The 25,313-nt window shown below is 73.1% G+C and carries 24 protein-coding genes; 16 read left to right on the forward strand and 8 right to left on the reverse strand.

The features are described from left to right. The first annotated feature begins 53 nt into the window (after positions 1–53). A complete protein-coding gene (locus ACIA6C_RS11200; RefSeq protein ID WP_366081010.1) occupies positions 54–593 on the forward strand; it encodes a GNAT family N-acetyltransferase in 540 nt (179 codons plus the stop codon). A gap of 19 nt (positions 594–612) precedes the next feature. On the opposite strand, the gene ACIA6C_RS11205 is transcribed toward ACIA6C_RS11200, so the two are convergent. Continuing rightward, entirely contained in the window at positions 613–1,296 is a 684-nt protein-coding gene (locus ACIA6C_RS11205) for a glycerophosphodiester phosphodiesterase (RefSeq protein WP_399274642.1), read from the reverse strand. A 354-nt stretch (positions 1,297–1,650) separates the two neighbouring features. On the opposite strand from ACIA6C_RS11205, the gene ACIA6C_RS11210 reads away from it, so the two are divergent. The 5 genes from ACIA6C_RS11210 (at position 1,651) to ACIA6C_RS11230 (ending at position 6,880) form a co-directional block, all read left to right on the forward strand. Then, complete coding sequence (locus ACIA6C_RS11210; RefSeq protein WP_399274644.1) at positions 1,651–2,772, forward strand: LLM class flavin-dependent oxidoreductase; 1,122 nt, start codon at positions 1,651–1,653, stop codon at positions 2,770–2,772. Between the two features lie 170 nt (positions 2,773–2,942). Continuing rightward, positions 2,943–4,349 carry a DUF6421 family protein gene (locus tag ACIA6C_RS11215; RefSeq protein ID WP_366081006.1) on the forward strand — a complete coding sequence of 469 codons (1,407 nt, stop codon included), beginning with the start codon at positions 2,943–2,945 and terminating at the stop codon, positions 4,347–4,349. Between the two features lie 26 nt (positions 4,350–4,375). After that, positions 4,376–5,137, forward strand: a complete 762-nt coding sequence (locus ACIA6C_RS11220; RefSeq protein WP_361137417.1) for an SDR family NAD(P)-dependent oxidoreductase — start codon at positions 4,376–4,378, stop codon at positions 5,135–5,137. Then, on the forward strand, positions 5,134–6,210 hold the full coding sequence (locus ACIA6C_RS11225) for a low specificity L-threonine aldolase (RefSeq protein ID WP_361137416.1): 1,077 nt from the start codon (positions 5,134–5,136) through the stop codon (positions 6,208–6,210). The genes ACIA6C_RS11220 and ACIA6C_RS11225 overlap by 4 nt, the downstream gene beginning before the upstream one ends. 70 nt (positions 6,211–6,280) lie before the next feature. Further along, entirely contained in the window at positions 6,281–6,880 is a 600-nt protein-coding gene (locus ACIA6C_RS11230) for a transglutaminase family protein (RefSeq protein ID WP_399274647.1), read from the forward strand. Here the strand turns inward: ACIA6C_RS11230 and ACIA6C_RS11235 are convergent. Next, on the reverse strand, positions 6,816–8,057 hold the full coding sequence (locus ACIA6C_RS11235; protein WP_399274649.1) for an MFS transporter: 1,242 nt from the start codon (positions 8,055–8,057) through the stop codon (positions 6,816–6,818). The two genes, ACIA6C_RS11230 and ACIA6C_RS11235, sit on opposite strands and share 65 nt — an antisense overlap. A 45-nt stretch (positions 8,058–8,102) precedes the next feature. After that, positions 8,103–8,825 carry a lysophospholipid acyltransferase family protein gene (locus ACIA6C_RS11240; protein WP_361137413.1) on the reverse strand — a complete coding sequence of 241 codons (723 nt, stop codon included), beginning with the start codon at positions 8,823–8,825 and terminating at the stop codon, positions 8,103–8,105. Positions 8,826–9,036: 211 nt separating this feature from the next. Between ACIA6C_RS11240 and ACIA6C_RS11245 the strand changes: the two genes are divergently transcribed. The 5 genes from ACIA6C_RS11245 to ACIA6C_RS11265 all read left to right on the forward strand — a co-directional run bounded on the left by ACIA6C_RS11245 (position 9,037) and on the right by ACIA6C_RS11265 (position 13,677). Beyond that, a complete protein-coding gene (locus ACIA6C_RS11245; protein WP_399274651.1) occupies positions 9,037–9,375 on the forward strand; it encodes a TlpA family protein disulfide reductase in 339 nt (112 codons plus the stop codon). A gap of 280 nt (positions 9,376–9,655) precedes the next feature. Beyond that, entirely contained in the window at positions 9,656–10,192 is a 537-nt protein-coding gene (locus tag ACIA6C_RS11250; RefSeq protein ID WP_399274653.1) for a flavin reductase family protein, read from the forward strand. A gap of 202 nt (positions 10,193–10,394) precedes the next feature. After that, complete coding sequence (locus tag ACIA6C_RS11255) at positions 10,395–11,180, forward strand: electron transfer flavoprotein subunit beta/FixA family protein (RefSeq protein WP_399274655.1); 786 nt, start codon at positions 10,395–10,397, stop codon at positions 11,178–11,180. Between the two features lie 61 nt (positions 11,181–11,241). Continuing rightward, entirely contained in the window at positions 11,242–12,204 is a 963-nt protein-coding gene (locus ACIA6C_RS11260; RefSeq protein ID WP_399274657.1) for an electron transfer flavoprotein subunit alpha/FixB family protein, read from the forward strand. Between the two features lie 174 nt (positions 12,205–12,378). After that, a complete protein-coding gene (locus tag ACIA6C_RS11265) occupies positions 12,379–13,677 on the forward strand; it encodes a DUF6986 family protein (protein WP_399274659.1) in 1,299 nt (432 codons plus the stop codon). 44 nt (positions 13,678–13,721) lie between these two features. Here the strand turns inward: ACIA6C_RS11265 and ACIA6C_RS11270 are convergent, their stop codons facing one another. Then, the gene (locus ACIA6C_RS11270) at positions 13,722–14,708 is read right to left on the reverse strand and encodes a LacI family DNA-binding transcriptional regulator (RefSeq protein WP_399276180.1); all 987 of its coding nucleotides are present in this window, start codon (positions 14,706–14,708) and stop codon (positions 13,722–13,724) included. Positions 14,709–14,941: 233 nt separating this feature from the next. On the opposite strand from ACIA6C_RS11270, the gene ACIA6C_RS11275 reads away from it, so the two are divergent. Further along, entirely contained in the window at positions 14,942–15,979 is a 1,038-nt protein-coding gene (locus ACIA6C_RS11275) for an NUDIX domain-containing protein (RefSeq protein WP_399274661.1), read from the forward strand. A 630-nt stretch (positions 15,980–16,609) separates the two neighbouring features. Here the strand turns inward: ACIA6C_RS11275 and ACIA6C_RS11280 are convergent. Next, on the reverse strand, positions 16,610–17,308 hold the full coding sequence (locus ACIA6C_RS11280) for an MBL fold metallo-hydrolase (protein WP_399274663.1): 699 nt from the start codon (positions 17,306–17,308) through the stop codon (positions 16,610–16,612). A 74-nt stretch (positions 17,309–17,382) separates the two neighbouring features. Next, positions 17,383–18,747 carry a dipeptidase gene (locus ACIA6C_RS11285; protein WP_399274665.1) on the reverse strand — a complete coding sequence of 455 codons (1,365 nt, stop codon included), beginning with the start codon at positions 18,745–18,747 and terminating at the stop codon, positions 17,383–17,385. A 273-nt stretch (positions 18,748–19,020) separates the two neighbouring features. On the opposite strand from ACIA6C_RS11285, the gene ACIA6C_RS11290 reads away from it, so the two are divergent. Further along, the gene (locus ACIA6C_RS11290; RefSeq protein ID WP_399276182.1) at positions 19,021–20,211 is read left to right on the forward strand and encodes a geranylgeranyl reductase family protein; all 1,191 of its coding nucleotides are present in this window, start codon (positions 19,021–19,023) and stop codon (positions 20,209–20,211) included. A gap of 452 nt (positions 20,212–20,663) precedes the next feature. After that, on the forward strand, positions 20,664–21,629 hold the full coding sequence (locus ACIA6C_RS11295) for a spherulation-specific family 4 protein (protein WP_399274667.1): 966 nt from the start codon (positions 20,664–20,666) through the stop codon (positions 21,627–21,629). Between the two features lie 31 nt (positions 21,630–21,660). Here the strand turns inward: ACIA6C_RS11295 and ACIA6C_RS11300 are convergent, their stop codons facing one another. Continuing rightward, positions 21,661–22,401: a maleylpyruvate isomerase family mycothiol-dependent enzyme gene (locus tag ACIA6C_RS11300; protein ID WP_399274669.1), complete on the reverse strand. Its 741-nt coding sequence runs from the start codon at positions 22,399–22,401 to the stop codon at positions 21,661–21,663. A gap of 35 nt (positions 22,402–22,436) precedes the next feature. On the opposite strand from ACIA6C_RS11300, the gene ACIA6C_RS11305 reads away from it, so the two are divergent. Both ACIA6C_RS11305 and ACIA6C_RS11310 read left to right on the forward strand, forming a co-directional pair. Further along, the gene (locus tag ACIA6C_RS11305) at positions 22,437–23,087 is read left to right on the forward strand and encodes an alpha-ketoglutarate-dependent dioxygenase AlkB family protein (protein WP_399274671.1); all 651 of its coding nucleotides are present in this window, start codon (positions 22,437–22,439) and stop codon (positions 23,085–23,087) included. Between the two features lie 40 nt (positions 23,088–23,127). Next, the gene (locus ACIA6C_RS11310) at positions 23,128–24,426 is read left to right on the forward strand and encodes an ROK family protein (RefSeq protein WP_361137402.1); all 1,299 of its coding nucleotides are present in this window, start codon (positions 23,128–23,130) and stop codon (positions 24,424–24,426) included. Between the two features lie 181 nt (positions 24,427–24,607). On the opposite strand, the gene ACIA6C_RS11315 is transcribed toward ACIA6C_RS11310, so the two are convergent. Beyond that, a complete protein-coding gene (locus ACIA6C_RS11315; RefSeq protein WP_399274673.1) occupies positions 24,608–25,150 on the reverse strand; it encodes an ATP-binding protein in 543 nt (180 codons plus the stop codon). Between the last annotated feature and the right edge of the window lie 163 nt (positions 25,151–25,313).

Here is a 25,313-nt window from a genome sequence, read left to right on the forward strand (position 1 = left end):
TCTGCATGCCGTACCCGGCATGTCATATGCCGATCAGATGAACGGAGTCGCCCATGCCGACCGCCCACCCCGCCGCCCTGAGCTTCCGGCCCGCCGTCGAGGCGGACGTACCGGAACTGGTGGCGCTCGTCGAGTCGGCCTACCGGGGAGATGCCAGCCGGGCCGGCTGGACGACGGAAGCGGACTACCTGGACGGCCAGCGCACCGACCCGGAGGGCGTCCGGCAGATCATCGAAGCCCCCGACGGCGTACTCCTCGTCGTGGAGCGCGCGGGCGAACTCGTCGCCTGCTGCCAGCTCGAACACCGGGGCGACCACGCCTACTTCGGAATGTTCGCCGTCCGCCCCGGGCTGCAGGGCGGGGGCCTCGGCAAGGAGGTCCTGGCCGAGGCCGAGCGGCGGGCCCGCGAGGACTGGGGCGCCACGCAGATGCGCATGACGGTGGTCAACGTGCGGGAGGAACTCATCGCCTACTACGAGCGCCGCGGCTACCGGCGCACCGGCGAACTGAGCCCCTTCCCGTACGGCGACGAGCGCTTCGGCATCCCGCTCCGCACCGACCTGGCCTTCGAGCTGCTGGTCAAGCCGCTGTAGCGGACTGCGGGCCGCCCGCTCAGGCGGTGAAGCGGCCGGTGCTGCGGATCTCCGGGAAGCCGGTGAGCACGCCGTCCAGTTCGAGCGCGCGGGCCAGCCGCAACTGGTCCAGGGAGTCGACCGTCCAGCCGGTCACCCGCAGCCCGGCCGCGTGCGCCGCCTCCACCGTCTCCAGGGTGATCCGGCGCAGCCTCAGAGCGACCGTCCGGGCGTGCGCGGCGAGCGCCCGGTCCACCACGCCGGGCCCGTCGGGGTCCGCGTACAGGGCGGTGCGCAGCCCTGGCACCCGCCGGGCCGCCCCGGCGAGGACCGCGTCCTGGAACGAGGCCACCTCGATACGGCCGCTCAGGTCCCGGCGCACGACCAGGTCCGTGAGCGCCCCGGCGGCGGCCTCGTCCTGCACGCAGACCTGGAGCGGTGTGCGCACCGCCTCCAGCACCTCGTCCAGGACCGGCACGCGTTCGCCGTCACCGGCGTCCAGCTCGCGCAGTTCGGCCAGGGTCAGTTCGGCGACGGCGCCCGCGCCGTCGGTCGTGCGGTCCACTTCGCCGTCGTGCAGGACGACGAGCGCGCCGTCCTTGCTCAGGCGCACGTCCAGCGCGATGACGTCCATGCCGCAGCGTTCCGCGCGGACGAAGGACCGCAGGGTGTTCTCCGGCTCCACACCCATGACCCCGCGGTGACCGATGGTGAGGAAAGTCAAGGTTCTCTCGCTTCCGTCGACGGCGGCTGCCGCGCGGTCGCGGTGTCCCGACCGGCCGCGCGGTGAGGACGCATGCTAGTGGGCCGCGGGTGTGATGAGACCGGCCGTGCAGCGCCCGGAACGACCCCTGCGGCCGCTTCCCGCCAGGGCGCGCGCCCCGGTCGCGGCGTTGCGCGGTCACCCGCGGGTGGGCGCGTCCCCGAGACGTTGACGACGCCGGCGCGGTACGCCGCGCGGACCCGGCCGGTCCCGGGTCTTGCTTCTTCATCTTATGACTACTAGTCATATTCCTAATCGAAGCAAGTCCCGGCGTGCGGCGCGCCCGAACGCGACCGCGCGACTTCTGGAGGCGTCGTGAAATTCTCCGTGATCTTCGAAGCGCAGCTGGCCGATCCGACCGTCGAGCGGGAACACCAGGTCATCCGCGACTGCGTCGAACAGGCCGTGCTCGCCGAACGTGTGGGATTCGACCGGATCTGGGCGGTCGAGCACCACGCGCTGAAGTGGTACGCACACCTGAGCGCTCCGGAGATCTTCCTGACCTGGATCGCGGCGCGGACGCGCACCATCCGCATCGGCCACGGCGTCGTCTGCATGCCGTTCCGCTTCAACCATCCGGTCAGGGTCGCGGAGCGGGCCGCGATGCTCGACCTGCTCTCCGGCGGACGGCTCGACCTGGGCGCCGGACGCGGCGGCACCACGCAGGAGACCTCGCTGTTCGGGGTGGACAAGGAACGCACCACCGCCGAGGTGGAGGAGGCGCTGCGGATCATCGGGCGCGCCTGGCAGGAGGAGGAGCTGGAGTACCACGGGGAGTTGCTGGACATCGGCCCGTACCCGGTCCTGCCCCGGCCGGCCCAGTGGCCCCACCCGCCGCTGTTCCTCGCGTGCAGCCGGACCGAAACCCTGGAGCAGGCCGCCGAGCTGGGCGTGGGCGCGCTGGTGATGGGCTTCGCCGGGCCGGAGGCGATCGCGGGGATGCGGGCCGCGTACGACGCCGCGATCGCCCGGCGGGACGGCGCGCGCTTCGTGTCGAGCGCGGTGAACGACCACTTCTCGGTGCTCTGCCCGACCATCGTGCTGGACGACCCGCAGGAGGCCCGGCGGATCGGCATCCGCGGCCAGCGGTTCTTCGCCCAGTCCATCGGCCACTGGTACGGCGGGGCGGGCGTCCCCGACGAGGCGGTGGTGGCGGGCGCCGACGAGGCCGCGGGGATGCGCGAGGCGGCCGAGCAGGTGGTGGCCCGGCTGCACGAACTGGAGATCCCGGTGCGGCCCACCTCGACGGCCACCTTCAACGCCGACCACGCCTACGGGAGCGCGGAGGAGGCCGTCGCGTACGTCGAACGGCTCAGGGCGGCCGGGGCCGACGAGGTGATGTGCCTCATACAGATGGGCACGGTCCCCCAGGAGGCCTGTCTGGAGACCTTGCGGCAGTGGGGGGACAAAGTGATCCCCCACTTCAAGCACGCGTAGGGCTCCAGGGCCGGATGGGGGCCGGAGCGACCGCTTCCGCCCTCTAGCACGGGAAGAATTCCCGTGGAGTGGGGGGTGTCGCAGGATATTTTCCCGAGTCTCCTCTTGAACAGGAGAGCCTCAGCCGCTTACGCTGCCCTGACGTGAGGTTCTCCTGTGGAGGAAGTGACATGACGGAAACTCTTGTGCCGGGCACCGGTGGCGCCGTGATATCCGCCGGGGCGCGGGTGGTCGATCACCCGGCGTGGCCCGAGCTCAAGGCCGCCGTGGAGGAGATCCGCCCCTGGCAGGCCTCTAACGGTTCCATCGACTTCGAGGCGGAGGCCGCCCCCACCCGGGCCGAGGCCGCCGCCGCCGTCGAGCGGGTGATCGCGGCCGTGGAGACCCTGTCGCCGCTGCTCCCGCACGCCACCGCCTACCACCAGGCCCTCGTCGCCGACCTGCGCAAGTGGGCCGAGGCCGGATTCCCGGTGCCGGACTTCCTCGACTCCCTGCTGGCCTTCCACCCCGCCGCCGAGCGTGCCGACGGGCTCCAGCACCTCGTGATCTTCCCGATGTACACCCAGAACGGGAACCCGGACCGCAACCTCGAAGCCGTGGTCCTCAAGATGGTGTGGCCCGAGTGGCTCTCCGAGCTGGAGCGCACCCGGTACGACAACCCGCTCTTCCTCGGCATCACCTTCGAGGACTTCACCCCGGGCTACGACACCCACTCCGCGGTGCTCTTCCCGGAGACGATCGCCGTGCGCGAGGCCCCCGAGCGGTTCACCTGGGGCGGCATCTTCTGCGACCGCGAGGCCGCCCGCTACCGCAAGGTCACCGCGGCCGCCGTCGACATCCTGGGCATCGAGCTGCCCGAGGACATCGCCCGGATGGTCGAGGACCAGGAGCGCTGCGAGAAGGCCTTCGTCCTGTGGGACATGGTCCACGACCGCACCCACAGCCACGGTGACCTGCCGTTCGACCCCTTCATGATCAAGCAGCGCCAGCCGTTCTGGATGTACGGCCTGGAAGAGCTGCGCTGCGACCTCACCGCCTTCAAGGAGGCCGTGAAGCTGGAGTCCGAGGGCAACGAGCACGGCCGGGACGTGCAGTACGCCGTCCTCTTCGACCGCATGTTCCGCTTCCCGGTCTCCGGCGACCGCAACCGGAACTACGACGGCCTCGGCGGCCAGCTGCTCTTCGCCTACCTCCACAAGCACGACGTCGTGCGCTGGACGGACAACACGCTCAAGATCGACTGGATGCGTGCCCCGCAGGTCACCAACCAGCTCTGCGCCGAGATCGAGGACCTCTACCGGGCCGGCATCGACCGCCCGAAGCTCGTCCACTGGTTCAAGGCGTACGAGCTCGTCTCCACCTACCTGGCCCCCCACCCGGGCTCCAAGTGGGCCAAGGGCCCCGACGCCCTCGACCTGACGCTGCCGCCGCGCAAGCTCGTGGACGACGTGCTCGCCGACGAGTTTCCGCTCAGCATGTTCTATGAGGCGCTCGCCAAAAAGCTCAAGGGAGTGATCGCCTCCACCAAGGGCATCACTGCTGTGAACGCTGACGACGCGCAGCGAGTGGCCGCGTGACCACTCGCCCTCAGGAGGCTGCACGGATGAACGGCTCGGGCAACGACAACACGGTGCTCCAGGGAGCGGTGGTGGCGGTCGCCGGGGCGGGCGGGCCCGCCGGGCGCGCCGCCCTGCTCCGCCTCGCCGAGGCGGGCGCGACCGTCGTCGCGTCCGACGCGGACCCGGCGCGCCTCGCCGAGGCCGTGGACGCGGCCCGGTACGCCCACGGCGGCGCCACCGTCATCGGGGACACCGTCGACCTGCTCGACCTCGCCGCGACGAAGGCCTGGGCCGAGCGGATCGAGAAGGACTTCGGCCGCATCGACGGCCTGGTCCACCTCGTCGGCGGCTGGCGCGGGAGCACCTCCTTCACCGACACGGACCTCGCGGACTGGGACTTCCTGGAGAAGCTGCTGATCCGCACCGTGCAGCACACCTCGATCGCGTTCCACGACGGCCTGCTCCGCAGCGACCGCGGCCGCTACGTCCTGGTCAGCCAGTCCGGCGCCCACAAGCCGGTCGCCAACAACGCCGCCTACAACGCCGGCAAGGCGGCCGCCGAGGCCTGGACGCTGGCCATGGCCGACTCCTTCCGCAAGGCGGGGGGCGAGGACGGCCCGCAGGCCGCGGCTGCGATCCTGGTCATCAAGGCATTGGTGCACGACGCGATGCGCGCGGAACGCCCCAATGCGAAGTTCGCGGGCTTCACGGACGTCAAGGAGCTGGCCGAGGCCATCGCCGGCGTATGGGACGAGCCCGCCTCCGATGTGAACGGACAGCGTCTGTGGCTCACTCCCAGGCCGTGAGAACCGCGATCGGGACGACCGATGCGCGCCGCCACCACGACCCGACGGTGCGCGGATTCGCCAGCGACAACTACGCGGGGGTGCATCCGGAGATCCTGGAGGCCGTCGCGCTCGCCAACGGCGGCCACCAGGTCTCCTACGGCGACGACGAGTACACCGAACACCTGCAGAAGATCTTCCGCAGTCACTTCGGTCCGTACGCGCAGGCCTTTCCCGTCTTCAACGGCACCGGCGCCAACGTCACCGCCCTCCAGGCGATGACCGACCGCTGGGGCGCCGTGGTGTGTGCCGAGTCGGCGCACATCAACGTCGACGAGGGCGGTGCGCCCGAGCGGATGGCCGGTATCAAGCTCCTCACCGTCCCCACGCCCGACGGCAAGCTCACCCCCGAGCTGATCGACCGGCAGGCGTGGGGCTGGGAGGACGAGCACCGCGCCATGCCGCAGGTCGTCTCGATCACCCAGAACACCGAACTCGGCACGGTCTACACCGTCGAGGAGATCCGGGCGATCTGCGACCACGCGCACTCGCTGGGCATGAAGGTGCACCTCGACGGCGCCCGGATAGCCAACGCCGCGGCCTCGCTCGACGTGCCCATGCGCGCCTTCACCAACGCGGTCGGCGTGGACGTGCTCTCCTACGGCGGCACGAAGAACGGCATGATGGCCGGCGAGGCCGTGGTCGTGCTGAACCCCGACGCCGTGCGGCAGATGAAGCACATCCGCAAGATGTCGATGCAGCTGGCGTCGAAGATGCGGTTCGTGTCGGTGCAGCTCGAAGCGCTGCTCGCGAAGGACCTGTGGCTGCGCAACGCCCGCCACGCCAACGCGATGGCCCAGCGGCTCGCGGCGGGCGTCCGCGAGACGGACGGCGTCAAGATCCTCTACCCGGTGCAGGCGAACGCGGTGTTCGCGCGGCTGCCGCACGAGGTGTCCCGGCGCCTCCAGGAGCGCTACCGCTTCTACTTCTGGGACGAGATCGCCGGTGACGTCCGCTGGATGTGCAGCTTCGACACGCAGGAGGAGGACGTCGACGGCTTCCTCCAGGCGTTGAAGGAAGAACTCGCCCGGTAGTCGTGGCCGGCGAACTGCACTCCATAAATCGATAGAAATGCAGAATGCTGCATAGGTATGCTCCTGGGTCATGGAACTGATCCAGGAGCATGCCGACGTCCGCGCCTATCTGGCCGCCGACGAAGCCGTCGACCACGGGCACCCCCTCGTCCGCGAGACCGCCGACGCCTTGTGGGCCGTCGGCGCAGACCCGTACGCCTACGCCGAAGCGGCGTTCGAGTTCGTGCGCGACACCATCCCGCACTCCGGCGACTCGGGGGACATGCGCGTCACCTGGCGCGCCTCCGACGTGCTCGCCACGCGCAACGGCATCTGCCACGCCAAGTCCCATGCCCTGGCTGCCCTGTTGCGCGCCCGGGGCATCCCGGCCGCCCTCTGCTACCAGCGCCTCACCGAGGACGACGGCTCACAGCCCCTGCTCCACGGGCTCGTCGCCCTGCGGCTGCCCGGCCGCGACGGCTGGTCCCGCCTGGACGCGCGCGGCAACAAGCCCGGCGTGGACGCCCGGTTCGACCTCGAACGGGAGCAACTCGCCTTCCCCGTACGCCCCGAGCTCGGCGAGGTGGACTACCCGACGCTCTACGCCGCCCCGCACGCGGGCGCCCTCACGGCGCTCCGGGAGTCCGCGGACCGGCCCGAGCTGTGGCGGAAGCTGCCGACGGCCCTGTGACCGCCCCCGCGGCCGCCACGGGCCCGGCCCGGCCCAACCAGGCCTGGAGCAGGGCCCCGGCCGCCTGGAGCCCGGCGATCCCGAGCACCAGCGTCCGGGGCGGCGCTGCGGCTGCCAGCCCCACCAGGGCGGCGCCCGCCGAGGCAGCCGTCAGCTTGAGCCCGGCGCCCAGGGTGAAGACCTGCGTGCGCACCGCCTCGGGGGCGTACTCCGAGCGGATCCTGAGGGTGGCCGTCAGCAGCGGGCCGTCGCACACCCCGGCGGCGGCGAAGGCGGCCGCCGTCCACGCCACCGAGGGTGTGAACGCCGCCCCGGCCAGGGCCACCGCCGTCCCGGCCAGCGCCCCGCAGGCCAGCCGGCCCGGTGTGACGGCCGTGACCCGGCCCAGCGTCAGGGAACCGGCGAGCGCGCCCACCGCGAAGGCCGTCATCAGCACCCCGCCGGCCCCCGGGCTGCCCAGCGCCGAGGCCAGCAGCACCGAGGTGGTGGTGAGGGAGCCGATGCCGACGAAGGCCAGGGTCGTCGCCGAGGTGACGGCCCGCAACTGCCGCACCCGCCACAGCGCGGCGAGCCCCCCGGTGAGCCCGGGCCGGGCTCCGGACCGTCCGGCGCCCCCCTGCGGGGACTCGTAGCGCAGGCTCGCCGCCAAGGCCGCGGACAGCGCGCCCGAAGCCGCCAGCAGACCCATCGCCGGTCCCGCGGAACCCAGCGCCGCCACCACGCTCACGGCGGCAGGTGCGGTGACGGCGGCGGCGTTGTAGGTCGACGCGTCCCACCCGTACGCCCGGTCCCGGCCGGGTCCCGGCGGCACCAGAGCGCCGACCAGGCTCGACAGGCCGCCCGTCACCATCGGCCCGCACGTGCCGCCGAGCAGCGCGACCGCCAGCACCACCACGGTCGGAGCCCGCCCCAGCAGCAGCGCCAGCGCCGCCACGGCTGCCGTGAACCCGGCCAGCGCGCCCGCGTGGAACAGCCTGGGCCGGCGTGTGCGGGCCGCGGCGGCCCCTGCCAGCGGAGCGGCCAGCACGTGCGGTGCCAGCCAGGCGGTCAGTACGAACGCCCCGTGCGCGGCGCTCCCCGTCCGTTCGAGGGCCAGCAGCACCACGGCCATCCCCATGCCCTCGGAGGCGAACCGCGCGGCGAGCGCTGCCCCCAGGTACCGCCCGCACCCCCGCATCCGTCGACCCCCCTCCGGGTCCTGCCCGTGGTCCGGGCCGAGTGCTCAGCCCGCTTCTTTGACCTGCGCCGGGGTCGGGGCGGTCCCGCCCAGGTGCGCCGGGAGCCACCAGGAGTCCTCGGGGCCCTTCGGCTTGGCCGGGTACGCGCGCTGCGCGGCGTCCAGCAGTTCCTGCACCCGCTCGCGCAGGCGTCGGGTGATGGCCCCCGCGTACTGGTCCGTCGGCGCCTCCAGCGGCTCGCCCACCCGCATCGTCACCGGGATGTGGCTGCGCCTCAGGTCCTTCGGGCGGCCCTTGGTCCACAGCCGCTGGGTACCCCAGAGCGCGACGGGGATCAGCGGGACCCCGGCCTCCTGCGCCATGCGGGCCGCACCCGACTTGAAGCTCTTGAGCGTGAAGGACTGGGAGATGGTCGCCTCGGGGAACACCCCGATGATCTCGCCGGACCGGAGCGAGTCCAGCGCGTGCTGGTACGCCGATTCCCCCTGCGCGCGGTCCACCGGGATGTGCTTCATCGCGCGCATCAGCGGGCCGGACACCTTGTGCCGGAACACCGACTCCTTCGCCATGAACCGCACCAGCCGCTTCTGCGGCCGCGCGGCCAGACCGGCGAAGATGAAGTCGAGGTAGCCGATGTGGTTGGAGACCAGGACCGCCCCGCCCTTGCGCGGGATGTTCTCCGTGCCCTTCATGTCGATACGGATGTCCAGCGCGCGAAAGAGCGTGTGCGCGGCGCCGATCACGGGTGGGTAGACGAGCTCAGCCATGGTGGGGAGACCCCGCTTTCTGCCTGGGGAGGTGCTCCCGGCCGGAAGTTACGGAAGCGTAGGTACGCGACCATGGGGATGGTGCCCCACATACCGGCCCGTGAGCCAGTCCAGACGCTTGTGCCCAAGGAGATTCTCGTCACGCCGGGAATGCGGCGCACGGGCGGGGCGCTCGGATCAGCGTACGACCGGAGCGAGGGCAGGGGTACCGATGGCGGCAGGGGAACGCGGGCACGGGGACGGGGCGCGGCTGGGCGCCGCCGAACTGGGCGCCGAACCGGGGGAGCGGGCCACCCTCGTCCAGTTCTCCAGCGCGTTCTGCCAGCCCTGCCGGGCGACCCGGCGGATCCTGGCCGAGGTCGCCTCGATGGTGGACGGCGTCGCGCACGTCGAAGTGGACGCCGAGCGGAACCTGGAGCTCGTACGCGCCCTCGGCATCGAGAAGACCCCGACCGTGCTGGTGCTGGACGCGGCCGGGCGGATCGTCCGGCGGGCCGCCGGGATGCCGCGCAAGGCCGACGTGATCGCCGCTCTCGGGGCGGCCGTGTGACGGGCGGGGTGCGGGGGGCCGGCGGGCCGGGCGAGGGGACGCGGGCGCCGGTGCACGCGCCCGCACCGGGCGTGACGCGCCCGACATCCGGCCGGAGCGGCTTGACTGTGTACACGAGAGATCGCCAGGCTGACCACATGCGGTATGAACTCCTGTTTTACGGACGGGTCCACGTCGACCTCGTCCGCCACGCGAGCGCGCGCTGTTGGGATCGCTGAACGTCCCCGACCCCCGATCCCCGACTTCGCCCGCGCCCCGCGCGGCAGAAGGAAGCCCCCTCATGACGGCCCCGACGGCCCCGTCCCCCCGTTTCACCACCGGCACGGCCGGATCCCCCGACCTCCTGCGCTCCGTCTTCCGCCAGCACGCGGCGGGGGTCGCTGTCATCACCGCCACCACGAGCGGCGGCGCCCCGGTGGGGTTCACCGCGACATCGCTCAACTCGGTCTCCGCCGATCCGCCGCTGCTCTCCTTCACGATCGGCACCGGCTCCTCCAGCTGGCCCGCCGTACGCGACAGCGACCACCTCGGCGTGCACATACTCGCCGAGCACCAGCAGGAGCTCGCCGGGCTCTTCGCCCGCAGCGGCGCCGACCGTTTCGGGCCCGCCACCGACTGGGCCGAGGGTCCGCACGGGGTGCCGGTCCTGTCCGGGGTGCTGGCGTGGGTGGTGTGCCGGGTGGTGGCGCGGGTGCCCGCCGGCGCCCACCGGGTGATCATCGCCGAGCTGGTCTGCGGGGACCCGGAGGTGCACGCCGGCGGCGAGGGCCGTCCGCTCCTCTACCACCAGGGGCGCTTCAACGCGCTGCGGGACTGAATCGTCCCTGCTGGGGCGGGTTCGGGTGGCGTTGGCCAGATCACAGTTCGGCGGCCTTGCCACCGGGGAAGACCCACTGTGTACTGACGAGTAACATTCCCTTCGGGACGCGGGCCGCCCCGATCGGGATCCGCCCGGCAAGGCGCCTATGCTGCCTGCACAAGGCGGTACCAGAAAAAGACGATGCGGTAGGAGAGTCGGCGTGAGCCTGAGGATCGTTGTCTGTGTGAAGTACGTACCCGACGCCACCGGCGACCGGCACTTCGCCGATGACCTGACCGTCGACCGCGACGACGTCGACGGTCTGCTGTCGGAACTCGACGAGTACGCCGTCGAGCAGGCGCTCCAGATCGCCGACGAGGCGGACGACGCGGAGATCACCGTCCTGACCGTCGGCCCCGAGGACGCCAAGGACGCGCTGCGCAAGGCGCTGTCCATGGGCGCCGACAAGGCCATCCACGTCGAGGACGACGACCTGCACGGCTCCGACGTCATGGGCACCTCGCTCGTGCTCGCCAAGGCCATCGAGAAGGCCGGCTACGACCTGGTCATCACCGGCATGGCGTCCACCGACGGCACCATGGGCGTGCTCCCGGCGATCCTCGCCGAGCGCCTGGGCGTCCCGCAGGTCACCCTGCTCTCCGAGGTCAAGGTCGAGGACGGCACCGTGACCGGCCGCCGCGACGGCGACACCGCGAGCGAGCAGCTGCAGGCCTCCCTGCCGGCGCTCGTCTCGGTGACCGACCAGTCCGGCGAGGCCCGTTACCCGTCCTTCAAGGGCATCATGGCGGCCAAGAAGAAGCCGGTGGAGTCCTGGGACCTGGAGGAGTTGGAGATCGAGGCCGACGAGGTCGGCCTGGAGGGCTCCTGGACCAAGGTCGACTCCGCCGCGCAGCGCCCGGCCCGTACCGCCGGCACGATCGTCAAGGACGAGGGCGAGGGCGGCAAGCAGCTGGCGGAGTTCCTCGCCCGCCAGAAGTTCATCTGAGAGCTTCGCCGACACCCTCACGATCGCCCCCTGACTACTTCGCATTCGCAGGAGCACTCCCATGGCTGAAGTCCTCGTCTACGTCGACCACGTGGACGGCGCCGTCCGCAAGCCCACCCTCGAACTGCTGACCCTGGCCCGCCGCATCGGCGAGCCCGTCGCGGTCGCCCTCGGCGCCGGCGCCGAGAACACCGCCTCCGTGCTCGCCGAGCACGGCGCCGTCAAGGTCCTGACCGCCGACGCCCCCGAGTTCGCCGAGTACCTCGTCGTACCGAAGGTGGACGCCCTCCAGGCCGCCTACGAGGCCGTATCGCCGGCCGCCGTGCTCGTCCCGTCCTCCGCCGAGGGCAAGGAGGTCGCGGCCCGCCTCGCGGTCCGCATCGGCTCCGGCATCATCACCGACGCCACCGACCTCGAGGCGGGTGACGAGGGTCCGGTCGCGACGCAGTCCGCGTTCGCCGCGTCCTTCACCACCAAGTCCCGTGTCTCCAAGGGCACCCCGGTCATCACCGTCAAGCCGAACTCGGCTCCGGTCGAGGCCGCCCCGGCCGCCGGCACCGTCGAGGCGCTCGCCGTCACCTTCGGCGCCCTGGCCACCGGCACCAAGGTCGTCTCCCGCACCCCGCGCGAGTCCACCGGCCGTCCGGAGCTGACCGAGGCCGCGATCGTCGTCTCGGGTGGCCGCGGCGTCAACGGCGCCGAGAACTTCCACCTCATCGAGGACCTCGCGGACTCCCTCGGTGCGGCGGTCGGCGCCTCGCGCGCCGCCGTGGACGCCGGCTGGTACCCGCACACCAACCAGGTCGGCCAGACCGGCAAGTCGGTCTCCCCGCAGCTGTACATCGCCTCCGGCATCTCGGGCGCGATCCAGCACCGGGCCGGCATGCAGACCTCGAAGACCATCGTGGCCATCAACAAGGACGCCGAGGCACCGATCTTCGACCTGGTCGACTACGGCGTGGTCGGCGACCTCTTCACGGTCGTCCCGCAGCTGACCGACGAGATCAAGGCGCGCAAGGGCTGACCTGCGCTTCTCCCTTCCTTGGGGTGACTTCGGGGCCGTGTGGTGCATCTCACCACACGGCCCCGAGTCGTTCGCCCGCAACGGCGGAGGGACCATTGACTGGGCGGAACCCCGTGACTAAATTCTGCTATGCGGATCTAAGCTTCCGTGAAGCGGAAAAGAGGAGAGTGCACGATGGGTCAGCAGGAGAAGGTGGCGACGAGCCTCGCGGGCGCGGTCAGCGAGGGCATCAGCGCCTCCCTCGCCCCGGTGGACGCCGAACTCGCGCGGCACTACCCGGGCGACCCGGGGACCCGCCAGCCCATCCACACCGTCTACGTGCCCGGCGACGTCTTCGCCGCCGACACCATCCGCTCCTGGGGCGACCAGGCGCTCGCGGCCCTCGACGAGCACGCCCCGGACGCCGCCACCTTCGCCAAGGTGCTCGGCATCTCCGACGAGCTCGCCGTACCCGTCTACGAGCGCGTACGCGCCAAGCTCGCCGCCGAGCCCATCGAGGACCTGCGCGTCGACTTCGAGGACGGCTTCGGCGTCCGCTCCGACGCCGAGGAGGACCAGGCCGCCGCCCGCGCCGCCCGCCTCGTCTCGGAGGCCTTCGCCAACGGCACGAACGCCCCCTACATGGGCATCCGCATGAAGTGCATGGAATCCAACGTCCGCGACCGCGGCATCCGCACCACCGACGTCTTCCTCTCCGGGCTCCTGGAACACGGCGACCTGCCCGAGGGCCTCGTCCTCACCCTCCCGAAGGTCACCTACGCCGAGCAGGTCAGTGCCTTCGTCGAGCTGCTGGAGGCCTTCGAGTCCGCCCGGGGCCTGCGCCCGGGCCGGATCGGCTTCGAGATCCAGATCGAGACCAGCCAGTCGATCGTCGCCTCCGACGGCACCGCCACCGTGGCCCGCATGATCGAGGCCGCCAAGGGCCGCGCCACCGGCCTGCACTACGGCACCTTCGACTACAGCGCCTGCGTCGGCGTCTCCGCCGCCTACCAGTCGAGCGACCACCCCGCCGCGGACCACGCCAAGGCGATTATGCAGGTCGCCGCAGCGGGAACCGGCGTACGCGTCTCCGACGGCTCGACCAACGTCCTGCCGATCGGTACCACCGAGCACGTCCACGAAGCCTGGAAGCTGCACTACGGGCTCACCCGGCGCGCCCTGGCCCGCGCCTACTACCAGGGCTGGGACATGCACCCGGGACACCTGCCGACCCGGTACGCGGCCGTCTACACCTTCTACCGCGAGGGCCTCGAAGCCGCGGCCGCCCGCCTGAAGGCGTACGTGGCCAAGATCGAGGGTGACGTCATGGACGAGCCCGCCACCGCCAAGGCCCTGGCCGGCTACCTGGTCCGCGGTCTCGACTGCGGGGCCGTGGGCACCGACGAGGTCACGGCCCTGACCGGCCTCACCCGCGCCGAGCTGGACGCCTTCGCGATCCCGCGCCGCTCGGCGACGCTCAAGACGACCGCCTGAGCGAAGGCGCGTCCTGCCCCCGGCGGCCCGGAACCCCGCGGGTTTCAGGCCGCCGGGGGCAGTTCGCCCGAGCCGCGGGGAACCAGGCGGGTGGGCAGCTCGATGCGGGCCGGAGCCAGGTCGGCGCCCGCCAGGCGCTGGAAGAGGCGGTCCGTGGCGACCCGTCCCAGGGCCGCCGCGTCCTGCGCGACCACGGTCACACCGGGACGCAGCAGGTCGGCCAGCTCGAAGTCGTCGAACCCGACCAGGGCCACCGGGCGCCGCTCGGCGGCCAGGACGCGCACCGCCGTGACCGTGACCCGGTTGTTGCCCGCGAACAGGGCGGTGACCGGCTCGGGCGCCGAAAGCATCCGGCGGGCGGCGGCCGCGACCGGGCCGGGCGCGGTCGGACCCATGGCCACCCAGGACTCGTCCACGGGCAGCCCGGAGGCCGCCATCGCCGCCCGGTAGCCCCGCAGGCGTTCCGTCGCCGTGTGGATGCGGGGGTGGTCGCCGATGAAGCCGATCCGGCGGTGGCCCCCGGCTATCAGGTGCGCCACGCCGTCCCGGGCGCCCCCGAAGTTGTCCGAGAGGACCACGTCCGCCTCGATCCGCCCCGCCGGGCGGTCCACGAACACCGTGGCCACGCCCGCCCGGATCTCCGGCTCCAGGTAGCGGTGGTCGTCCCCGGCCGGGATCACGATCAGCCCGTCCACCCGGCGGGCGCACAGTGCCAGGGCCAACTCCCGCTCCCGCTCGGGGTCCTCGGCGCTGGAACCGTTGATGAGCAGCGCCCCGTGGGCGCGGGCCACTTCCTCCACGGCCCGGTTCAGCGGCCCGTAGAAGGGGTCGGCCAGGTCCTCCAGGACCAGGCCCACGGTGGCGGTGCGGCCCTTGCGCAGCACGCGGGCGCTGTCGTTGCGGCGGAACCCCAGGGTCTCGATGGCCTCTTGGACGCGCCGCTCGGTGTCGGGGGTGACGCCCGGCTCGCCGTTGACCACCCGGGAGACCGTCTTGAGGCCCACGCCTGCCTGGGCGGCCACGTCCTTCATGGTCGGCCTGTTGCCGTAACGGGGTACGGAGGGGCGGCGGGTGTGGGGCACGGGACCTCCGGAGAAGCGGTCGGGCGGGACGCGGGCGAAGACACGGGCGGGGCAGGGGCAGGGACGCACGACAAGGCTCTGACCTTGAGGATAAGCACTCCGCCGGGGAGCGGGTTTCCGTGGCAGGGTGAGGCGGGCAAGCCACTGGGGGCTTCGAGGCGAGCCATCGGAGAGGGGTAGACGTGATTGTCTGGATCAACGGCGCGTTCAGTGCCGGGAAGACCAGCACGGCCCGTGAACTGACCGGACTCCTGCCGGACAGCACCGTGTTCGACCCGGAGTTCATCGGCGACGCCCTGCGGGTGCTGCTCCCTCGCAAGCGGCTCGCGGAGGTCGCCGACTACCAGGACCTGCCGAGCTGGCGGCGGCTCGTCGTGGAGACGGCGGCGGCGATGCTGGCGGAGCTGGGCGGGGTGCTGGTCGTGCCGATGGCGCTGCTGCGCCAGGAGTACCGCGACGAGATCTTCGGCGGGCTCGCGGCGCGGAGGATACCGGTGCGGCACGTGCTGCTGGCTCCCGAGGAAACGATTCTGCGTGAGCGGATCGCCACGCGGGAGGAGCCGGGCGCGCCGCAGGAGGTGAACGCCCGGGTCAGGCAGTGGGCGTACGACCACATCCCCGCGTACCGGCAGGCGCTGGGCTGGCTGACGGCCGACGCGCACGTCCTCGACAACGGGCGGCTGACGGTGCGCGAGACCGCGGAGCGGATCGCGGACGCGGTGCGGACGGGGTCGGCGCCGGTGTGCGAGATCGTGCAGACCCCGGAGCCGACGCGGGAGACGGTGGCCTCGGGGGTGCTGCTCTTCGACGAGCGGGGGCGGGTGCTCCTCGTGGATCCGACGTACAAGCCGGGGTGGGAGTTCCCGGGCGGCGTGGTGGAGGCCGGCGAGGCCCCGGCGTGCGCGGGCGTGCGGGAGGTCGAGGAGGAGCTGGGGCTGGCGTTGGAGCGGCTGCCGGAGCTGCTGGTGGTGGACTGGGAGCGGCCGGTGTCCCCCGCGTACGGGGGGATGCGGCTGCTGTTCGACGGCGGACGGCTGGGAGAGCGGGAGATCGCGGGGCTGCGGCTGCCGGGGCCGGAGCTGCGGGAGTGGCGGTTCGTGACGGAGACCGAGGCCGCCGGCATGCTGCCGCCGGTCCGCTTCGAGCGCCTGCGGTGGGCCCTGCGGGCACGCGAACGCGGCCGCCCGCTGTACCTGGAGGCGGGCCGGCCGGTCCCTTAGGCCGCATGCGGTGCGGCCCGGGGCGGAGGATCGCGCCTCGTAGCGGGCGTGCTCGGGCGGTTCCGGCCATGCGGGAAGGTGGCGTGGCCGCCGCCGCAGGCCGGGGGGAGATCGTCCGGACGGGGCTGGGCTCTTCGGCTTCTGCCCGTCGAGCCGCGTCGTCCGTGCCGTGCACCAAGAGGTTCCCCTCCAGTGGACGGCTTCGGGTGCCTCGACGAGCGCAGGGGTACGGTGTCGGGCGGCGCCGGCCCGGCAAGATCCGGAAGAGACGGCCCAGGCGGGCCGGCGGCGGACGGCCGCGCCCTCGGCGAGCGCCTCGGCCTCTAGCGCGCGCTCGCAGGAGCCGGCCCTCGGGCGGGCGGCCCTCCGGCGGCCCCGGAGGCGCCGACCGAGACCGGACCGGACCTCGCCGTCAGGCGAGCCCGCGGCCGGCCGGTGGTGTCTCGGCCGCAGTCGTGTCGTGGTTCGTCGGACGGACATGCGGCTTGCGAAGGGTGTCGGCCGTGGAGGTCGGTCCGGGGGCGTCGTCAGGCGGCCCTGGAGACGGCCGCGGGTGTCGGCGCAGTCGGGTCGTGGTTCGTCGTCGGACGGGGCCCGGGGTGTCGGCGGGCGAGGTCGGTCGGGGCGTCGTCAGGTGGCGTGCGCGGTTTTGTGGAGGGTGTCGGCCGTGGCGGTGGTCAGGGGGTCGCCGTGGCCGAAGCAGGCCACCGACGGGGACAGGGCGGCCAGGCGGCGGAAGGAGGCGCGGGCCCGGGCGCCGTCCACGTTGAACACGCCGAGCATGACCTGCCCGACTCCCGCCACGCAGTCCCCGGTGAACAGCACGCCGTGCTCCGGCAGGTGCACGCCGATGCTGCCCGGCGTGTGCCCGGGCGCGTGCACCACCACCGCGCCGCCCCCGAACGGCAGCCGCTCGCCGTCCTCCACCTCCTGGTCCACCGGGGTCGGCGGCGCCTGCGGGACGGTCAGGCCGTGCGCGTACAAGGGGAGTTCCCAGTCCGCGAGCACCGGCTCGGGCACCGGCTGCTCGCCCCGGATCACGGGGGAGTCCAGCCGGTGCGCCACGATCCGTGCACCCCGGCGGGCCCGGAGTTCCCCCGCCGCGCCCACGTGGTCGCGGTGGCAGTGGGTCAGTACGATCCGCTCCAGCCGCTCCGGGAGCAGGCCCAGCGAACGGATCGCCCCTTCGATCGCGTCGGCGGCGCCCGCGTGGCCGGCGTCGAGCAGCGTCAGGGCCTGGTCGTCCTGCCACAAGTACGCCTGGCCGATGGGGAAACGCAGCATGTGAAGGCGGCGGGGGATGACCTCCACCAGATCAAGTCCGGTCATGGTCCGAACGTAATCCGGCAGCCTCCGCTCCCGGTGCGCGTTTCACCGGAAGCGGAGTTCACCCGTGGCGTAGGTCAAACGTTCTTGGACCGGGCGTAGTTCACGAGGAACAGGGCCTCCGCCACCGCCAGGCGCTCCAGTTCCTCCGGGGAGACGCTCTCGTTCACCGCGTGGATCTGCGCCTCGGGCTCGCTCAGACCGATCAGCAGCATCTCCGCCTGCGGGTACAGCGACGTCAGCGTGTTGCACAGCGGGATCGACCCGCCCATTCCGCTGACCTGCATCTCCTGGCCGGGGTACGCGACCTCCATGGCCGCCGCCATCGACGCGTACGCGGGGCTGCTCGTGTCGGCCTGGAACGGCTGCCCCTGGCCCACGACCTCCAGCTCCAGCCGGGCCTGCCACGGGGTGTGCGCCACCAGGTGCGCCTCCAGCAGCTTGATGGCCTCCGCCGTGTCCACGCCCGGCGGCACCCGCAGGCTGATCAGCGCGCCCGCGCTCGCGTGCACCGACGGCGTCGCACCGACCACCGGCGGGCAGTCGATGCCGAGGACGGTGACGGCCGGGCGGGCCCACAGCCGGTCCGCGATCGTGCCCTCGCCGATCAGGCCCACGCCGTCCAGGACCTTCGCGTCGGCCCGGAACTCGGCCTCCGGGTACTGGAGCCCCTCCCAGACCGCGTCCGAGGCCAGCCCGTCCACCGTCGTCGAGCCGTCCTCGGCCCGCAGCGAGTCCAGTACGCGGATCAGCGCGGCCAGGGCGTCGGGGGCGACACCGCCGAACATCCCGGAGTGCAGGTTCCCGGCCAGGGTGTCGATCTTGATCTTGACGAGGGTCATGCCGCGCAGCGTGGCCGTCACCGTCGGCAGGCCCAGCCGGAAGTTGCCCGCGTCGCCGATGACGATGGTGTCGGCGGCCAGCAGCTCCGGGTGCGCCTCGGCGTACTGCTGGAGGCCCCCGGTGCCCTGCTCCTCCGAACCCTCCACGATCACCTTCACCCCGACCGGCACCCCGCCGTCGGCCTTGAGGGCCCGCAGCGCCAGCAGGTGCATGATGAAGCCGCCCTTGCAGTCGGCGGCGCCGCGCCCGTACCAGCGGCCGTTCCGCTCGGTCAGCTCGAAGGCGGGGGAGATCCAGGCGGCGTCGTCCAGCGGCGGCTGCACGTCGTAGTGGGCGTAGAGCAGGACGGTCGGCGCGCCCTCGGGGCCGGGCAGGTACCCGTACACCGACTGCGTGCCGTCGGGGGTGTCGAGCAGTGCCACGTCCTGGAAGCCCTCGGCGCGGAGCGAGTCCGCCACCCAGTTCGCGGCGGCCTCGCTCTCGCTCCTGGGGAACTGCGAGAAGTCCGCCACCGACCGGAAGGCAACCAGCTCGGCCAGCTCCTGCCGGGCACGGGGCATCAGCGAGGCGATGGTCTGGGCGACCGGAATCGGCGACATGGGCACGCTCCTCTTGGGTGCGACGTTGGTGTACGTGTACGCCTCCCGCATCCGCCTGGTGTGCGGAGGAACGGGGTACGGCGAAAGACAGCATCGATCCTCGCACAGCGAGCCGAGACGATCTCTCGCCGTAGGATTTCCCTGGCATCCGAGGAACAGCCTGATCAGGAGCAGCAGCACATCGTGAGCAGCGACGACGACGTACAGGGCGCGAGCGCAGAGCAGAACGCCGCCGGGCCGGCCGACGAGGGGAGCGCCGGGGGGAGCGGCGAGGTGTGGGACGTGGTCGTGGTCGGGGCAGGACCGGCCGGGGCCTCGGCGGCCCACGCGGCGGCGAGCGCCGGGCGGCGCGTCCTGCTCCTGGAGAAGGCCGAACTGCCCCGGTACAAGACCTGCGGCGGAGGCATCATCGGCCCCTCGCGCGACGCCCTGCCGCCGGGGTTCGTCCTGCCCTTCAAGGACCGGATCAACGCGGTCACCTTCTCGATGAACGGGCGGCTGACCCGGACCCGCCGTTCGCGCGGCATGCTGTTCGGAATGGTCAACCGGGCCGAGTTCGACGCGGCACTGGTCGCGGAGGCGGAGAAGGCCGGCGCGACCGTCCGCACGGGCACGGCCGTGAGCCGCGTCGAGCAGCACGGCGCGGCGGTGCCCGACCGGCGCACGGTGGCCGTGGTCCTCGCGGACGGGGAGACGGTGCTGGGCCGGGCCGTGGTCGGCGCGGACGGCAGCGCGAGCCGGATCGGCGCCCACGTCGGCGTCGAGATGGACACGGTAGACCTCGGCCTGGAGGCGGAGATCCCGGTTCCGCCGACCGTCGCCGAGGACTGGAAGGGGCGGGTGCTCATCGACTGGGGCCCTCTGCCGGGCAGTTACGGCTGGGTCTTCCCCAAGGGGGACACCCTCACCGTCGGCGTCATCTCGGCGAAGGGCGAGGGCGCCGCCACGAAGCGCTACCTGGACGACTTCATCGCCCGCCTCGGGCTGGCCGGATTCGAGCCCGCCGTCTCCTCGGGGCACCTCACCCGCTGCCGTAAGCCCGATTCGCCGCTCTCGCGCGGCCGGGTGCTGGTGGCGGGGGACGCGGCGGGGCTGCTGGAGCCGTGGACGCGTGAGGGCATCTCCTTCGCGCTGCGCTCGGGGCGGCTCGCGGGCGAGTGGGCCGTGAAGATCTCCGAGGCGCAGGACGCGGTGGACGCCCGGCGCCAGGCGCTGAACTACGCCTTCGCGGTCAAGGCCGGGCTGGGCGTGGAGATGGGCGTCGGCAAGCGGATGCTGGCGCTGTTCGAGGCGAAGCCCGGGCTGCTGCACGCGGCGATCACCGGCCTGCGCCCGGCCTGGCTGGCCTTCGCCCGGATCACCCGCGGGTCCACGACGCTGGCCGAGCTGGTCCGCGCGTACCCGCTCGCCCGCAAGGCCCTGCACGTACTGGACGGCCGCCTGGAGCGCCGAAGCCGGGGCTGAGCCGCGCGAGTGCCGCCCGACCCCGCACGGGGCCGGGCGGCACCGCCTGCCGGGCCGTCTCTTTCAGATCGTGCCGAGCGGCACGGACCCGACAGGATGCGAAGGAGAGGAACTGGTCGCGCAGCCCGTGGGGCGCGCCGTCCTCGGCCCTGACGAAGGCCCACGAGAGCCCGACGGGGTGCGGCGGCGGCCTCCCGGCGCGGGGCCATCAGCCCGTGTGAGTGCCCCGGATCGCCCGCCCGGGTCGAAGCCGTCTCCGCCCGGCAGGACACGGCCCTCCCCGGCTTCCGGACAGGCGGCGGTGGGCGGCGGCCGGTGGCGGCGGTGGCGGAAACGATTCGTCGTTCTTCTGTTCGTCGTATGAACGAAGGGGAGTTCGGCTCGTTCGGCGCTGGGCCGCGTCTACAGTTCCTCGGGTCGCCCGCCCCCCTGCCGCCGCCGGAGGAACAGCCATGGCCCGCGCCCGCGCCGTGAAGGCGCTGTACGCCGTCGCGACCGTCCTCTTGCTCGTCGCCCCGACCCCCGCCTGCACGGCCTCGCCCGGGGCTCCGCCGGCTCCCGCGCGCACCGCCGCACCCGCCCCGGCCCCCGCCGCGCCGCCCAGCCCACGGGCCCCCGGCGTGCGGGGCCTGGAGGTGGCCGTCCCCGCCTACGTGTGGGCGGACGACCCGATGCTGTCCGGCCTGACCGCCGCCGGCCCGGCCGTCTCCGTGGTCGTCCTCAACCCGGACAACGGAGACTCCCCGTTCGGCGCCCGCTGGCAGGCCCGCGCGGACGCCCTGCGCGCCGGCATCACGGCGACCGGCGAACGGACCAAGGTGCTCGGCTACGTCCACACCGACCACGGCAACCGTGACCTGGCCTCCGTCACGGCCTCTGTGGACAACTACCTGAAGACGCCCGACGGCCGCCTGCACGTCGACGGCATCTTCTTCGACGTCGTCAGCCGCGACTGCGGCCCGGCGAACGCCACCCGCGACCTGTACGAGCATCTGCGCCGCTACGTCGAGGACGTCATGCACGCCGTCGACCCGGCCGTACCGGACCTGGTCGTGGACAACCCCGGCACCGCCATCGCCGACTGCTACCTGGAACCGGGCCACCGTACGGCCGACGTCTTCGTCACCTTCGAGGACAGCTACACCGCCTACACCTCCGGCGGCCGGCCGCCCGGCAACGTCTTCGACGAGTCGGGCGGCTACCGCTCCGGCAGCGAACTCGACCCGAGCGGCACGGCGTTCTGGCACCTCGTCCACGACGTCCCGGACGCCTCCGCCATGCGGTCCACGCTCCGCACCGCCTTCGACCGCGGCGCGGGCTACGCCTACGCCACGAGCGCCGCCATGCCCAACCCGTGGAACACGTCACCGGCTTGGCCCTACTCCGCCCAGACCGGCTTCGCGGCCACCATCGGCTAGGGCCTGTCCGGGCGCCGGCGGGGCGGACGTCTCAGGTGATCGGGGAGGCCTCCTTCCACAGCTGCGCGAGCGGGTGTTCGACGTCGTCGGGGGCGGTCAAGGGGAGGCGGTTCCACAGCGCCGCGTACAGCCAGGCCGCCTCGCCCGTCAGGTCGAGGTCCGCCGGGGTCCCGGACCCGCCCCGCACCGTACGCGGCGGCTCCTGCGACAGGTGCACCGTCCACACCCCGCCCGTGTCGGTCGCCCGTATGCGTATGACCTGGGGCTTCTCGCTGCGCACCCGGCTGCGCGAGCGCGCGTGGAAGCCGGTCAGCAGCTCGTCCACCCCGTCCTGACCGAACTCCGGGGTCACCGTGGTGAACGGGACGCCGAGCGCCGCCTGCGCGTCGAACCGGTGCACCGTCGTCTCGTGCGCCTGACGGCGGGCCCAGAACCCCAGCGGGGACGGGGCGGTGGGCAGGAACGTCCAGCACTCCACATCCGCCGGGGCCTCGCGCAGCGTCCGCACCAGCGCCGCGTGCCCCTCCCGGAACCAGGCCAGCAGCTGCGGCCCCGCCGCATCCGGCGCCTGCGGGAACGGAACCGGCTCCTTCACCGCGCCGCCGACATACCCGGCCGCCCAGCGGTGGACCGATCCGGTGTGCCGCAGCAGATCCGCGACCCGCCAGTCGGGGCAGGTCGGGACCGGGGCGTCCGTACCCGCCCGTTCGGCGGCGTCCGCCATCAGTCGACCCTCACGGGCCAGCGTCTCCACGAAGTCGATGATCTCCATGGAGGGAGTGTGCCAGCCACCCTGACAATGGGGGCATGGAAGGGGAACTCTTCCCGCGCGAGCGGACCGAGATCGCCCCCGGCGCGGTGCACCTGCCCGACTGGCTCGACCGGCGCCGGCAGCGCGAGCTGCTCACCGCCTGTCGCGCGTGGGCCCTGCCGCCGGCCGGGCTGCGCACCGTGCACACGCCCGGCGGCGGGACGATGACCGCCCGCCAGGTGTGCCTGGGGCTGCACTGGTACCCGTACGGATACGCGCGCACCGCCGTCGACGGCGACGGTGCGCCGGTCAAGCCGATGCCCGCCTGGCTCGCCGAACTGGGGCGCACCGCCGTCACCGACGCCTACGGGCGGCCACCGGAGGAGGCGTACGACATCGCCCTCGTCAACTTCTACGACGGCGACTCCCGCATGGGCATGCACCGGGACTCCGACGAGAAGTCGGCGGCGCCGGTCGTCTCCCTCAGCCTCGGTGACTCCTGCCTGTTCCGTTTCGGCAACACCGCCTCGCGCGGCCGCCCGTACCAGGACGTGGAACTGAGCAGCGGCGATCTGTTCGTCTTCGGCGGACCGAGCCGGCTCGCCTACCACGGCGTGCCGAAGGTCCTGCCCGGCACCGCACCGCCCGAGCTGGGCCTGACGGGTCGGCTGAACATCACACTGCGGGTCGGCGGCCTCCTGCCCTGAGCGGCGCCCGGCCCCTTCCGCTCGTGCGAGGATCGCTGTCATGAACGGCAAGGGGGCCCCGCGGCGGGTGGGGGACGCGTCCACGGTGTCCACGGACTCATCGGCGGCCTCCGCCGCCGACCGGGCGGCGGCGGCCACGAGGACCAGACTGGAGCGGGGCCGCGGTGCGCTGGGCCCGGCGCTCGAACTCGTGCACACCGGCCGGGCCCCGACCCGGGCGGTGCTGACCGCCGAGCTGGGCGTCACCCGCGCCACCGCCGGAGCGGTCGCCGCCGAACTGGAGGCGCTCGGCCTGATCCGCGTCGACTCCCGCCCCGGTGGCGCCGGAGGTACCCAGGGCCGGCCCTCGCACCGGCTCGCGGTGGAGGAGAACGGCCCGGTGGCGCTGGCCGCCCAGGTGCACCCGGACGGCTTCCGGGCGGCCCTCGTCGGCCTCGGCGGCCGGATCGTGGCCACCGCCCCCGGCAAGGTCACCGTCTCGGCCGACCCGGCGCAGGTCCTCGGAGCCGTCGTCGACGCGGGCGCCGCGCTGCTCGCGCAGTCCGGTCGGCGCTGCATCGGCGCGGGCCTCGCGGTTCCCTCGGCGGTCGCGGAGCCGGAGGGCACCGCACTGAATCCCCTGCATCTGGCCTGGCCGGCCGGATCGCCGGTCCGTGCCATCTTCGCCGAACGGGTGAAAGCGGCCGGGATCGACGGCCCCGCCCTCACCGGCAACGACGTCAACCTCGCCGCGCTCGCGGAGCACCGGCACGGCGCGGGCCGCAGCGCGCAGCACCTGCTGTGCGTGGCCACCGGCCACCGGGGTGTCGGCGGGGCGCTGGTGCTCGACGGCCGCCTGCACACCGGCAGCTCCGGTCTCGCCCTGGAGGTCGGCCACCTCACCGTGAACCCCGAGGGGCGGGCGTGTCACTGCGGCAGCCGGGGCTGCCTGGACGTGGAGGCGGACCCGCTGGCTTTCCTCACGGCGGCGGGCCGTACGCCCGGCCCCGAGGTGTCGCTGCTCCAGCAGGCGCGGGACCTGTTGCACGCCGAGTTCGCGGATCCGGCCGTACGGGCGGCCGCCGAGGAACTCATCGACCGGCTGGGACTGGGCCTGGCGGGTCTGGTGAACATCCTCAACCCGGACCGGATCATCCTGGGCGGTCTGCACCGCGAGCTGCTGCAGGCGGACCCGGAGCGGCTGCGCGCGGTGGTCGCGGACCGGAGCCTTTGGGGGCGCAGCGGCGGGGTGCCGATCCTGCCGTGCACCTTGGACCACAACAGCCTGGTCGGCGCGGCGGAGCTGGCATGGCAGCCGGTGCTGGACGACCCGCTCGGGGCGCTGGGCGCCGTCGCCTGAGGGGGAGGGGCCCGGTGCGGGGCGCCGACCGGGGCGGGGGCGGGGGCGGCGTGCGTCGTATGCCGGCGGCGGCAGGCGGCAGGCGGCAGGCGGCAGGCGGTCGGGCGGGGGGCTCCGGGCGGTGGCCGGGCGGTAGGCTCACGGCGGTGGCCGGGCGGCGGGCTCTCGGCGGGGGCGAGGGCTACCCGGGCCTGGCGCCGGCCCGGGCCGATACCGGCACGGCTGTGACGACGGCCGCCGGTTCCACGGCGTAGAGCGCCGCCGGGGCGGGCTCTCGTACGGCCTTGGAAGAGATCCGCACGGTACGGGTCGGCGCCGTCGAGGCGGGTGCCGCCCGCAGGGAGAACCAGACCACCTTGCCGGGCCCGTCCTGCTGGTGCCGGGAGCCCCAGGCCTCGCTGATCGCCGCGACGAGCGCGAGGCCGCGCCCGCAGGTCTCCAGGGCCGCCGACTCCCGCACCACGGGGAGCCGCGGATCGTTGTCGTGCACCGAGACGGTGAGCCGGCCGAGCCGGAATTCGATCTCCACCCTGCAGACCTTGTCCGGCTGCGCGTGGCGGTGCACGTTGCTGAGCAGCTCCGTCACGCCGAGCGCGGCCCGGTCGATCAGGGGGTCGAGCTGCCAGTGACGCAGTTGTGCAGAAACGATTCTGCGGATCTGGCCGATCCGCGCGGGCAGGGCCTGCAGTTCGACGACGCAGTGCCTGCGGGAATGACTTATCACGGCTGCGACTCCCCGACATGAGTGTTACGGGTGCTGCACCCTCTGTGACGCCTCACCAGGGTCACCCACGGTGCGCCGGTGTGCAACCGAACGGGCCCGACGATCTGGGCCCGGTGTCCGGCACCCGTCCGAAAGTGGTCGGTCCGCCGTCCGAAAGCCGCCT

Source organism: Streptomyces sp. NPDC051578 (assembly GCF_044454045.1).
Taxonomy (GTDB): Bacteria; Actinomycetota; Actinomycetes; order Streptomycetales; family Streptomycetaceae; genus Streptomyces.

Bases quoted from the DNA above. Each gene is read 5' to 3' on its own strand.
- ACIA6C_RS11215 (WP_366081006.1), top strand. From the start codon at position 2,943: ATGACGGAAACTCTTGTGCCGGGCACCGGTGGCGCCGTGATATCCGCC.
- ACIA6C_RS11260 (WP_399274657.1), top strand. From the start codon at position 11,242: ATGGCTGAAGTCCTCGTCTACGTCGACCACGTGGACGGCGCCGTCCGC.
- ACIA6C_RS11270 (WP_399276180.1), bottom strand. From the start codon at position 14,708: ATGAAGGACGTGGCCGCCCAGGCAGGCGTGGGCCTCAAGACGGTCTCC.
- ACIA6C_RS11250 (WP_399274653.1), top strand. From the start codon at position 9,656: ATGACGGCCCCGACGGCCCCGTCCCCCCGTTTCACCACCGGCACGGCC.
- ACIA6C_RS11220 (WP_361137417.1), top strand. From the start codon at position 4,376: ATGAACGGCTCGGGCAACGACAACACGGTGCTCCAGGGAGCGGTGGTG.
- ACIA6C_RS11295 (WP_399274667.1), top strand. From the start codon at position 20,664: ATGGCCCGCGCCCGCGCCGTGAAGGCGCTGTACGCCGTCGCGACCGTC.
- ACIA6C_RS11280 (WP_399274663.1), bottom strand. From the start codon at position 17,308: ATGACCGGACTTGATCTGGTGGAGGTCATCCCCCGCCGCCTTCACATG.
- ACIA6C_RS11285 (WP_399274665.1), bottom strand. From the start codon at position 18,747: ATGTCGCCGATTCCGGTCGCCCAGACCATCGCCTCGCTGATGCCCCGT.
- ACIA6C_RS11300 (WP_399274669.1), bottom strand. From the start codon at position 22,401: ATGGAGATCATCGACTTCGTGGAGACGCTGGCCCGTGAGGGTCGACTG.
- ACIA6C_RS11305 (WP_399274671.1), top strand. From the start codon at position 22,437: ATGGAAGGGGAACTCTTCCCGCGCGAGCGGACCGAGATCGCCCCCGGC.
- ACIA6C_RS11245 (WP_399274651.1), top strand. From the start codon at position 9,037: ATGGCGGCAGGGGAACGCGGGCACGGGGACGGGGCGCGGCTGGGCGCC.
- ACIA6C_RS11240 (WP_361137413.1), bottom strand. From the start codon at position 8,825: ATGGCTGAGCTCGTCTACCCACCCGTGATCGGCGCCGCGCACACGCTC.
- ACIA6C_RS11200 (WP_366081010.1), top strand. From the start codon at position 54: ATGCCGACCGCCCACCCCGCCGCCCTGAGCTTCCGGCCCGCCGTCGAG.
- ACIA6C_RS11230 (WP_399274647.1), top strand. From the start codon at position 6,281: ATGGAACTGATCCAGGAGCATGCCGACGTCCGCGCCTATCTGGCCGCC.
- ACIA6C_RS11265 (WP_399274659.1), top strand. From the start codon at position 12,379: ATGGGTCAGCAGGAGAAGGTGGCGACGAGCCTCGCGGGCGCGGTCAGC.
- ACIA6C_RS11310 (WP_361137402.1), top strand. From the start codon at position 23,128: ATGAACGGCAAGGGGGCCCCGCGGCGGGTGGGGGACGCGTCCACGGTG.
- ACIA6C_RS11235 (WP_399274649.1), bottom strand. From the start codon at position 8,057: ATGCGGGGGTGCGGGCGGTACCTGGGGGCAGCGCTCGCCGCGCGGTTC.